This is a genomic window from Galbibacter kalidii (genome assembly GCF_026241135.1).
GTDB lineage: Bacteria > Bacteroidota > Bacteroidia > Flavobacteriales > Flavobacteriaceae > Galbibacter.
This window is the reverse complement of the sequence record NZ_JAPFGA010000006.1, coordinates 2,369-14,363: the sequence shown is the minus strand read 5'-3', so window position 1 is coordinate 14,363 and position 11,995 is coordinate 2,369. Positions and strand designations below refer to the sequence as shown.

General features: G+C 38.0%; 8 protein-coding genes and 2 pseudogenes. All 10 read right to left on the bottom strand.

The window, feature by feature from the left end:
• Nucleotides 1-114: 114 nt before the first annotated feature.
• Nucleotides 115-564: a GyrI-like domain-containing protein gene (locus OOZ15_RS07820; RefSeq protein ID WP_265955599.1), complete on the bottom strand. Its 450-nt coding sequence runs from the start codon at nt 562-564 to the stop codon at nt 115-117.
• An 89-nt stretch (nt 565-653) separates the two neighbouring features.
• Nucleotides 654-1,526, bottom strand: coding sequence for a phytoene/squalene synthase family protein (locus OOZ15_RS07815; protein ID WP_265955598.1), 873 nt, complete (start codon nt 1,524-1,526; stop codon nt 654-656).
• A gap of 32 nt (nt 1,527-1,558) precedes the next feature.
• The gene (locus OOZ15_RS07810) at nt 1,559-2,899 is read right to left on the bottom strand and encodes a cytochrome P450 (RefSeq protein ID WP_265955597.1); all 1,341 of its coding nucleotides are present in this window, start codon (nt 2,897-2,899) and stop codon (nt 1,559-1,561) included.
• 244 nt (nt 2,900-3,143) lie between these two features.
• On the bottom strand, nt 3,144-3,554 hold the full coding sequence (locus tag OOZ15_RS07805; RefSeq protein ID WP_265955596.1) for a hypothetical protein: 411 nt from the start codon (nt 3,552-3,554) through the stop codon (nt 3,144-3,146).
• A 480-nt stretch (nt 3,555-4,034) separates the two neighbouring features.
• A pseudogene (locus OOZ15_RS07800) lies at nt 4,035-4,558 on the bottom strand (hypothetical protein).
• A gap of 158 nt (nt 4,559-4,716) precedes the next feature.
• Complete coding sequence (locus tag OOZ15_RS07795; RefSeq protein ID WP_265955595.1) at nt 4,717-5,028, bottom strand: hypothetical protein; 312 nt, start codon at nt 5,026-5,028, stop codon at nt 4,717-4,719.
• A 354-nt stretch (nt 5,029-5,382) separates the two neighbouring features.
• The gene (locus OOZ15_RS07790) at nt 5,383-7,260 is read right to left on the bottom strand and encodes an OmpA family protein (RefSeq protein WP_265955594.1); all 1,878 of its coding nucleotides are present in this window, start codon (nt 7,258-7,260) and stop codon (nt 5,383-5,385) included.
• 2 nt (nt 7,261-7,262) lie between these two features.
• Nucleotides 7,263-8,219, bottom strand: a complete 957-nt coding sequence (locus OOZ15_RS07785; protein WP_489666414.1) for a PorP/SprF family type IX secretion system membrane protein — start codon at nt 8,217-8,219, stop codon at nt 7,263-7,265.
• A 34-nt stretch (nt 8,220-8,253) separates the two neighbouring features.
• Nucleotides 8,254-9,504, bottom strand: a complete 1,251-nt coding sequence (locus tag OOZ15_RS07780; RefSeq protein WP_265955590.1) for a T9SS type B sorting domain-containing protein — start codon at nt 9,502-9,504, stop codon at nt 8,254-8,256.
• Nucleotides 9,505-10,225: 721 nt separating this feature from the next.
• Nucleotides 10,226-11,995: pseudogene (locus tag OOZ15_RS07775) on the bottom strand (hypothetical protein); the annotation flags it as partial.

The following is an 11,995-nucleotide window of genomic DNA, read 5'->3' as shown; positions in this document are numbered from 1 at the left end:
CCTAGGTCAATACGGTCATTGAACCGCACCCGTTAAGATTTTATCAGTGCTCTCGTCAATTGTAATTTGATTAGTCAAGTACTATTTCTAAATAAAAAGTCTAAGCATTACTGTTTATTTTATCGCTATATAAATATCTACTTTTGAATTTTCTCCGTTTTGTGATTTCTCTCCGTAAACTTCAAAGTCATAGCTGTATTTTCTGTCCAGTTCTTTATCTCTTTGCCAAATCTCAATCCAAGTATTTACAACCACATTTGGCATTTCTCCTTTTGCGGTAAATTTTTGAAAATTTTCAGTTTGAAATTCACGTCCAATTAGTCCGTTTGGAATTTCGTCAAGAGTAGAAACAGGAATACCGATTATTGTCGTATAGTCTTCCGTGAAGTCGCTTTTGTAATCTGTATAAATTGCTATAATTTCATTTGAAAGTTTATTCGGTATTTTATCGAATATATTTTCACTATAAAATTGTCCCCAAAGTTGTTCCAAATCTTGTTCGGCCTTATTGTCTTTATTTGTCGTTCGGGTTGAAATTCCGATAATTTTAAATCCGTTTGTCATCTCTATTTTTCGATTTTAGTAATTCTGTCAACAGTTATTATTCTGTACGCGTATAAGTTAATAGTTGTTTTTGATATGGTTTTCAGTGTCTATATGGTTTTCCCAAAAAAATTATGCTTCAGGTAACTTCTACATAATAATTTGACTTTTGTACAATTCGAAATTCTCACTCTTTTAGATTTAATAGTCTCAACGGGCGTTCTTTTAATTTTCTTCAATAGCTCCTTATAATATATATAGGCCATATATACTCCAAACCGAGCTTCCTTTGGTAGTAACCTAATACCCGGGGCAGCATTGTTAAAGTCAATTTCAATATCCTCAACTATTATCTGTTTCTCTTTTTCACCTAAAGAGAGATAGTTTATATTAGGGAAATATGTTCTATTTAAGTTTTGGAAGTCTTCTCCAATGTCCCTTAAGAAGTTAACCTTTTGAAAAGCAGACCACATGCTTAATGTACTATTCCTAAGCGACTCAAATTTTTCCTTATCATTTTTAACAAATACCTTTAGACACATAAGGCCAATACATTTAACAGACCCGTAAATATATTTTTCAAATTCATCCGGTGTCAAGGACCTTATTTCTCCAAGATCCATCTGCATACTATTCATGTAACCTCTCACCCAATTAATACTTAGTTTATTATTGTGAAATGTATATTGAAATGCATTCAATATTGGATTTGTACTTACCTTGTTCTCAATTGCTTTTTCCAAATCGTTGTAGAAGCTATTAAATAGGGTTTGCCTATGGTCATTATTTGAAAAGGTGTCTACAATCTCATCTGCAAGTCTGGCAAAGGCATAAATATTATATATATCCCCACGCACCGATCTATCAAGCATTTGGATTGCAATTGAAAAAGAGGTACTATACGATTCGGTTACTACCTTACTACATTTACTTGATACATTTTGAAAAAAAGCTCTTGCATTATTATCTGTTGCGTATAACATTTCTTTGCTAGTTCATTTAACAGGAATCCATATTACTTTGGATCCCTCTTTGTAAAAATCATCTTTATCGGCCCAGGTCTCAACGAGATAAGCGGTTCTAAGGTGAGCGTGCTTTTTGAAGTCTTTACATCAAAAATATTGATAATTGCATTTATTGCTAAAATCATTTCATACATGGCAAAATTGTTCCCAATGCATAATCTTGGGCCAGCGCCAAAAGGCATATAGTGGTTCAGATTTTTTTTTCTTTGTAGCTTCGAAAACCGGTTGGGATCAAATTTTTCTGGTTCATCCCAATATTGATTGTTCCTGTGTATTTCAAATATTGAAATACCAAAATAGGTTCCTTTTTTTATATGAACCCCTTCTATCACATCATCGTGTAAAGCCTTCCTATCTGTAAACCATCCCGGAGGGTACAAACGCATGCTTTCTTCAATGCAATTTTGCACGTAGAAGAGATTGTCGATCTGGTCTTTTATATTTACGTTCTCCTTGACACAAAAACTATACTTTTGAGCCCTATTTAATTCATCCTTGTTATTAGCCAGAAGAAACAACGTAAAAGAGAGTGCACTTGCTGTTGTCTCATGTCCTGCAAGAAATAGAATCATAGTTTCATCAATCAGTTGCTCATTATCCATGTATGTACCATCTTCATACTTACAATGTATCAGCATATCCAATAAATCAAAATACCGTTTCCCCTTAGACCGCCTGTGATTTATAATTTCCCGTATAATATTCCTGCTTTCATAAGCTAACTTCATAGCGTTACTATACTCCCCATTGATATAAAACCAAGGTCTTTTGTGTGGTTGACGCAGATTTTTAGAAATAAATCTCTGTAAGAGAGGAATCATTTTTTGCAGCCTTTTCAATTCATATGTATTCCCTGTATGAGAGAATATTGTCTTAATAATTACTTGAAAAGCCAAGTTATTCATTATCTCATAGAGATCTACATATGAGTCGGTTGGTATTTTGGATATTTCATCTTGAATGATTCTGTGCAAATTAGATGTTAACTCATCTAATTGACCTTTATAAAACATGGGCTGTATTAACCGCCTTTGCTTTAGCCAGTAGGAACCTGTTGAGGTTAACAATCCATTGCCAATATATTTGGATAGAAAAAGCGTTTGAAGTTTAGATTTTTCATAATAATTGTAACTCTTGATCAAAACATGTTTAGCAATTGCAGAATCCTTTGTAAATACAATAGGGCTGTCAAATGGAGGTGAAACAGAAAAGTTATTCCCAAACTTGCTGAACATTTGTTGATAGAAACCAATAGGATCCCTTACCATTTTGGAGGAACTTAAAATAAATTTTAAATACGAAATCCTTTGAGAATGAAAATCATTTTTCATATTACGTGCCTTATTAAAGTAATTGCTATAAATAAAATGTTCTTTTTTTTCATTATCTATAAATTTAAATTTGACAAGATTGCTTTCTAAAAGCGCAATTGGAATACAACTTCAGTCTGTCTCAAAGGCATCTACGTACTTCACTTACCCGAATCCTTTCTCAAAAAGATAGGTTGTGAGACAGACTGACAATCCTGTATATGAAAAGTTTAAATCAATTCATCTAACCTTTCTGTCCCTGCTCTTATTTCACCTTTATCCTTTTGGACCTAAAGACTTCAAAATTGCCGGGAACGGTCACTTCCCCTTCTCCTTCCGCCGTTATAAAGATTTGTTCGGGCTTGAACGGAGTCAGGGTTTGCAAAGCGGCCTTATTATTTTTTTTGCTTACCAGCCTGCCTATGTTTACGGGCAGTCCCTCGTCTTTTTCAACCCATGTGTAATAATACTTTTGCGGAGGCGACAAGCGGTCTGGGGCAGCAAGGTGCTCAGCATCTATTTTTATCAAGTAATTGCCGTTGCTTTCCTTCTTGACCGTGGAAACAACGTTTGCGGCAGGCTGTACTCTCGATACCGGGAACGCTACCTTGGTTCCACAGGAATTTAAGGCTATAATAGCTAATATAAGCAGGGTTGTGTTTCTGTATTTCTCCATTTTCTAAACTATGTTTACGATTTTACTGTTATTTTATTACTATCCATTTAACCGTGGTGCTATTGCCCTTTTCATTTTACGGTTATTGAAGTACCTGTTCTACATTTACCATCCAGTTGATTTCAAATTTATCAGTAAGCATTTCGAAATAAGTATCCCAAAACGTTTTACTCATATGCAGTGTCATTTTTCCTCCTTCTGCAAGGGTATTAACAACTTATCTGCTTCTTTCTTACTAGGCGTATTAATAAAAATATAAAACTGTTGCCTTGTAAAATGGACAATCCATCAACTGCATCAATTCCCATCAATCTTGTCGCTTTACTTATAGGGAAACTGACATACATTATTTATGCTTTTCGTTACTTGGGAACAGTGGACATCCTATCTTGCTCTGGTATTTCCTCAAAAAGTTTTTTGTATGAAAACTCTCTACTAAACACTAAGCGATAAAAGTCATAAGCTTTTTTACAATTACCTTTAAAGATAAGATATACGTTTACTGTAGTCATTACCTACATAGTCTTGATACCTAACACCCAAAGCCACGCCGTAACCAAATTTATCTGTGTGGTCTGTTCCAAACCCAAATTCAGGCCTAAAATCAAGTGATAACAACAACGGAATGTCAAAATCATACTCAATCCCTATATCACCGGCAGCAAAAACAAAGGTCTCAGTTTCTTTATAGTCGTTAGCCTTCCATTTAAATGAGCCAAAGCCACCGCCCAAACCAGCATACCAATTAAAGTCCCCTTCTATATTCCAGACCCATTGGTATATGCCTGCTAATTTTACACCACTAAAGTTTTTATGGTTTTGCCATCCCAAATCGGCCTCCAGGCGCGGTTGTTTTCACTCAAAGCACGTTGGTAGCTTATCTCGGTGCCAAAAGCACTGCCACCTCCAAACCTTAATCCGATGGCATTTTCTGATATTTTTTGCGCATTGGATAACGCCGTAAAACCTATAAAAGCTATAGTAATTAGCACTAGTTTTTTCATAAAATATATAATTAATAGATTGTTTTTTATTTAGTGTGGAATACTTGGTGACTTGAAATTTATATTATGTTTTATCCAATTCATATGACTTTATCCAAGTTCACAACTTCATCCACCATAGGGAATTTAATTATGAGCTTTCATATAAAAATTATGGGTCATGACCCTACTTTTATTATTTCTATGATGGTTAATTGATTGGCCCAACCTTCTGCTCCTTTGGGTTTAGGTGAAACTTTAGCTCTCACCACCACGAGTACCATTTCGGTAGGCTCGCTTTTTAAAAGGGCCACTTGGTCGGCTAACTCATACATCTTCTTGTCGATAACCACTCCGTAGTTTTCCTCTTCAGTAAGCAAAACGGCCGCATCGGCAAAATACAAAAAGTCGCCTTCCAGTACTTGGGCCGTTTCCTTCTCACAACCCGAAAGGGTTAATAGAAAAAGGGATAATGCGATTAGTTTTTTCATTTTTTTAAATTTTTATTTAAAATGCTTTTGCAATTTCAATCCGTTTCTTTGTCCTTGATAAACACCCGGGCCAAGAACTTGCTCGCAAGCAGGCCAAACGGCATTGCTTCTATTATTAATAAAAGCGGGACAAGTAGTCCCATATTATCTTCTTTCCTTTTGTGGGGTCACTTCGTTTTTATCTCCTTTTTTATTATTTAAAAGGAAATACTTTATCAGCCAATAAATAGCTGCCTAGAACAGCCTAACTTAGTATCTACAATAGTTGTTAACTTATCTGTTACAATTAATAGATAGCTTGGCTTGATAAAGTATTTCACAAATCAACGAACTAACTCTTGATTTTACTGCTACTTACTTGATTACTATGAATTCACTTCTCCTGTTTTGTTGGTGGGCACTTTCACTACATGCCGCTCCATTGTAACAAAGGTTAACCAACTGTGTTTCTCCATAGCCCGTACCAGAGAGTCTTGACCTGTCAATACCTTGAGATACTAAATAATCTACCGTGGCATCTGCCCTGCGCTGAGAAAGTTGCATATTATAATTGTCGTTTGCTCTACTGTCTGTATGAGATCCAACATTTACTTTAATAGTTGGATGCTGTTTCATAATAGCTACAACCTTTTGAAGTTCAATTTCTGCATCAGGCCTTATATAGCTTTTATCCAGATCAAAATAAATAGGTTTCAGTAATAAGGCAATATCTGTTCCTGTCTCTAATGGTATTTCGTTTCTTTCTAACAGAAAATCTTTATACACTTTTCTATCTGTTGGCTCCGGTAAATCAACTTCAGCAGTTTGATACTCTCTTCTTTCAATACGTACCCTTTGTACATCGTTACAATTTATCTCTTCTAAAGAAAAAGCTCCGTCGCTACCTCCCTTTAATCTATTAACAATTTCATTTTTACTGTCCAACAAAGAAATAACAGCGTCAGCCAATAAGTCTCCCGTATCTTTATCCTTAACCAAACCTTCTAGGTCTAATTCGCATGGTTCTTTAAAGTTAGGGTTCGTTTCAAATGAATAAACATCGTCATTTCTGTTTTCTCTATTGGAAGCAAAATACCCTTTTTCTTCACCATCTATAAAAAAAGCAAAATCATCACCACGGCTGTTAACAGGGGCTCCTATATTTGTTACCTCTCCATAACCACCATTATTGATGGCAGTTGAATACACGTCCAATCCTCCTATATTTGGATAACCGTTAGAAGAAAAATACAACGTACCGTCACTGGCCATAAAAGGAAACATTTCATTGCCCGGTGTATTTATGGCCTGCACGTTTGTAGGCGAATCAAACCCTCCATCATTAGAAACCCTTACACTATAAATATCAGTCCCCCCTTTTCCGCCAGGCATATCACTAACAAAGTACAGCATCTTTTCGTCCTTGCTTAAAGCAGGATGCCCTACTGAGTAGCTACTATTGTTAAAGGGAAGTTCTTCTACGTCACCCCAGTTGCCGTCTGCTTTTTTGGCTCTGTACAATTTTAGTTTAGTGGTATTGTCTGCATCTTTACCTCTTTTTTTATTGTTATAATCATTTCTGGTAAAATACATGGTATTACCATCTTTGGTAATAACCAAGGAGCCCTCGTTATATTTGGTATTGATCTCGCCTGCCAAGTTTTGTTTGTCGCCGCCCTTTACAACATAAATATCTGAAGCTCTTTCATCAGACCAATTGTTTTCAAGGCCATTTGAAGCGGCTGTTGCCAAATACAACTTCTCACTATCCATAAATGCCGGATAATCTGAATTTTCAGTATTAAAATCTTCTTTTTTAATGGTGTACTTATCGCTATAATCAGCGATCTTCTTATCTAAGTCGCTATAATTAATGCCTTTACTGGCATAATACTCGGTCAATAGGGCATTGGCCTGCGTATCTTTACCAATACTCTTTAAGCTTTGTCCATATCTAAACTTCTGTTCCAGTGTTTGCCCGGGCGACATGGTAAAAAGTTTATCATACCACTGTGCCGCTTGTGCATAATCTGCATTAAAATAATAGGCATCGCCTATTTTTCTGTACAAATCAGGATCTTCATACCCCTTATTGGCAACCGATTCATATATCTTTACGGCTTCTATATACTCTAAGTTCTCAAACTTTTTATCAGCTTGTTTTATTTTATACTTTTGCGCATTTAAAGCAATACTCAGGGTTAAAAATATACTGCATAGCAATACTGTTTTTACGCTTTGTCTCTGTTTCATAATTAAAAGAATCTAGGGGTTAAAAATCTCTTGGTTTTAGGACTTCCCAGTTCAAAACGCAGGAATATTTCGTGTGATCCAGAACTATAGTTTTGTAGTTCTGTCGTACTATAATCATAGGCATAGCCTATCATTAACTTCTCACTAATTTGAAAACCTGCCAAGGCACTTACTGCTGCATCCAATCTATAGGCTGCTCCTAGTGTAAAGCGTTCCGAAAACAAAAAGTTAGCTGATACATCTATAGCTGCCGGCGCTCCCATTACAAATTTTCCTAACACAGCAGGTTTAAATTTAATATTCGGGTTTAAGGTAAATACATACCCTCCTATGGCATAAAGATGTGCCTTCTCACTTGCGTTAGAAACCGTAGCGTCATCATAATGTGTGGTTTCCAATATATTAGGAACCGACAATCCCGCATACCACGTTCTGTTATTGTGCAAATAAAGTCCTGCGCCTATTATAGGCTTTAGCTTATTATCTATGTTGTGTTGCTGCAAGGCATCGTTGGGATTATGGATGTTCAATACTGAATAATCAATATTTAGTAAGTTTATGCCGCCTTTAATACCAAACGCCAATCGCACATCATTGTTAAAAGGAATCGTATACGAAAAGTCGGCCGCTATCGTACTTTTGTCAGAAGGTCCTATTTTATCTTGCGTAAAGGTTAATCCTACCCCTACTTTCTGTTCATCGCCCAAAGGGGTATTGGCCGTAAAGTTTAAGGTTTTTGGCGCGCCGTCCAGCCCTACCCATTGGGTGCGGTACAAGCTGGTTAAGCTTAATACGCCCCTAGAGCCGGCATAGGCGGGGTTAATGGTTTCTGTGTTATACATATATTGGGTAAACTGCGAATCTTGTTGTGCCCGTGCTGTATGTGATAGACACAACAACATGACCATTGTTACAATACCACTAAGCACCATAGGGCCCTGTTTGTGTTTTTTATGCATTTGTATTGTTTTCATATTGCTGTTGTTTTATTAATCATTTACCTGTAGTTAAATACAAATAACCTGCTTGTTTCACTCGCTCTGTACTGCCATTGGCGCTATAGTCATACGTCAATATGTAGAAATATGTTCCTGTGGGTAATTGGTTGTCTCCATTTAGTGTCAACCTACCTTCAGAATACCCATTAAATACATTGCTATTGGTATCGTAGTCCTCGGTTTCAAAAACCTTTACGCCCGAACGGTTAAATATTTCTACTTTGTTATTGGCCAAGTCTTGTATGTTGTCAATAATAAAATAATCGTTTAACCCATCTCCATTGGGTGTTACCCCATTATAGACAACCACATTGCCCGGTAGTATCAAGTCTTCTTTTACCCTTGCCAATGTAAACACACCATAATCATCTAGTGCTATTACGGTCGTAACTGTTTTATTGGCTGCATCTACAGTACCGCCTTCATCTACCCACTGTTGCTGTACTTCATCCCAACGCACAATGTGGATTGCAGACTGTGGCTGTGCCACAATGGCTGCCGGCGTGGTTGTGCCTTCTTCCCAGCTCAAGGTCAACATTACGGTGCTATTGCCCGCATCTCTTGTAATGGTCCAATACTCTTGGTCATCAATCAATTCAATAACCCCTGTATTGTTTGCCAACGGATAATTGGGATTTGGATTTTCATAAAAATATTTCCCCGTGAACACGTCACCTCCATCATCCGGTGCACTTATGGCTGCATATCTAAAAAATTGTTTGTCGCCAATGGGATAATCAAAAGCTTTGTCTCCATTTTTTTGCACCAATCCATCTACATGGCTACCATCGTCTACATTGACATGTGTGGCATCATTTTCAAAAACCACCAAACCTCCAAAATCATCATCCTTAACAATGCCTCTGGTAAAATCTGCTTCGTTGTCAATACTTATTTCACTGCTCAACTCAAACGATGCCACACCGCTCGATGCATTGTCAAACAGCACATCATAAAAATAACTGATGTTGCCCCCTGACAGCTGTTGTACCGCTGTACCTTCAAAGCGGATGTAGCCCTGCTCTCCTGGTGTAAAATCTACAGAACCGTCATTATTGAAATGGCTATAGATAAACGCCTCACCATCATTAACAAACGCACCTGTTGGTGTGTTATCAAAACGGCTGACCGTAGAAAACTGTGTGTTGGGAGAAACGTATAGCTCTCCAACGTTAACCGTTTGTGCCATGCACACTGCCTGAAACAGCAACGGTACCACAATTAAATGTTTGTGTATTGTTTTCATATATTTTATACTGTTATTAAGATTATTAAGATGTAGGGCAATTAGGGCAGTTTAAAAATCTACTTACTTTATCCAACCTTTCACATAATATCCCCCTCTAAAGAATATTATGCATCCTAATTGCCTTTTCACCTTTATCAAAAAAAACTAACTATGAGTAATGGTAAGAGGTTGATTTGGCACAATCAAGAACTCATTAAATACCATTAACTTATAGTAAATAACCTATACCCTCTAAGAATAGGCAACTTAACATGCCCAAACAACTCTCTGTCTCTGTTGTGGGGGTTTTACCAGTAGCATGTGCTTCAAAACCGCTATTGCCCGGTTCATTGCCCCTTGTTGTGGGGCCAGGAACCACAAAAAACTGCTTCATGTACTCATAAATACTGGTAGTGCCGGATACATTCTCTCTACTTAAATATCTCATATTGCGATAAAAAGTCAGTGCGTTAAAATAATTATTGTGGTCCAGTAAAATTCTAGTATCATTGAGCTACCCTGTCATGCTTAAAAGCATTTGCAAACGCCCCTCTATTTGTTGCCTGTATTTGTAGTCTTGGTCAAACTCTCTTGCTTGCTCAAAAAAACAGGCACGTACTGAGGAGGGTGTTGCTCCATGAGCATGCATCTTAGCCTTGTTTACAAAAACAGTTTGTTTTGCCCTGCCGTTGTGAAACCGATACTTATTAAGGTTTACAGTGCCATCATATTACTAGTTTTATTGGAATGGAGTTAAAAGTATCAGTCTCTCTGCGGATACATCTACAATATAACTAGTCAAATTCTGATATACGTATTTAAAATAATAAGATGTACCCACTGTTAAATATTTAAATCCATAAGAAGGGGTATTTGTGAACTGCCTAGAAATCACAAAACGACTGTCTGCAACTACTGCCCCTGTATCCATAAGTACATCGCTGCTTGTTGAAATTTGTGTCCACAATAAAGCATTATTATCTGTTATAGGGCCACCATTTGGTGTAGCAGAAAAAAACCATCTAAAAGAAATATCATACCATCCAGACTGTGAAACAGTAAAAGGACCAACAACGTAAATATTATCAGCTGTTAAATTAAATTGAGCTCCACTATTATCTACTACTTCTGGCGTAGGAGCCACAGTACCTGTACGTTCGCTCAATAAAGGTGCTACCCATTTTGTTCCATCAAAGAAATAAACGTTTTCTCCTAAATTCTCATCAGAATCTACTGTAGTGTTATACACAAACATTCCAGCCTCCGGGGTAGCTATGGTAACAACATCTGTAATAGACGTAAGTGCTACCCTAGGCAACAGTAACCCTTTATCGGTTTTTGAAAGGTCTAACTGTGCAGAAGGATTAGGTGAGTCAGTACCAATACCTATATCACCTATACTATACTTACGCTCTGTATTGCTGGTAGCAGGGCCACTAGTAGCTGTTGAAAACCAGGGTTCTGTAGACGAAGCGGTGGCAATGTCCACCGTTTGTGCCGTGCCCTCCTCATTGGTGTAGGTAATGGTGCCGTCGCCGTTGTCCACCAAATTGGTAACCGTTTCGTTGGCTTCTACCATAGTGGCAATGTCCACCGTTTGTGCCGTGCCCTCCTCATTGGTATAGGTAATGGTGCCGTCGCCGTTGTCCACCAAATTGGTAACCGTTTCGTTGGCCCCCACTATGGTAACCATATCGATTACCGTTGCGGCGCCATCTTCATCTGTATAGGTGATGGTGCCGTCGCCATTATCAACCAATGTTGTCAATGTTTCGTTGGCGTCAATGATAGTCGTTAAGTTATTGATGACATCTTGTAGTGTAACCCCATTATCTGGTGTTCCGTCTCCATCAATGTCAACCGTACCGTCTGGAATTTGGGCGTTGTCTGACAAAACGGTCGTAGTTATAACTGTTGCTACTCCATCTTCATCTGTGTAAGTCATGGTTCCATCTCCATTATCTACTAAAGTAGTCAGCGTTTCGTTCGAACTTATGATGGAAGCCATATCGATTACCGTTGCCATACCTTCTTCATCTGTATAAGTCATCGTACCGTCGCCATTATCAACTAAGGTTGTCAATGTTTCGTTGGCTTCTACCATAGTGGCAATGTCCACCGTTTGTGCCGTACCGTCCTCATTGGTATAGGTAATGGTGCCGTCGCCGTTGTCCACCAAATTGGTAACCGTTTCGTTGCCCGCTACAAGCTGTTCCAAGTATTCCTCAAAGGTGTTGTAGGTGTTTCCGTCTATGGTCACCGGACCTTCGTTTAAAATCTCCTCAAACTGGTTTACCACAGAGGCAGGAACGTCTACCGTGGTCACGGTGCCGTCCTCACTGGTGTAGTCATAGGTGCCGTCGCCGTTGTCCACCAAGGTGGTCACCGTTTCGTTGCCCGCTACAAGCTGTTCCAAGTATTCCTCAAAGGTGTTGTAGGTGTTTCCGTCTATGGTCACCGGACCTTCGTTTAAAATCTCCTCAAACTGGTTTACCACAGAGGCAGGAAC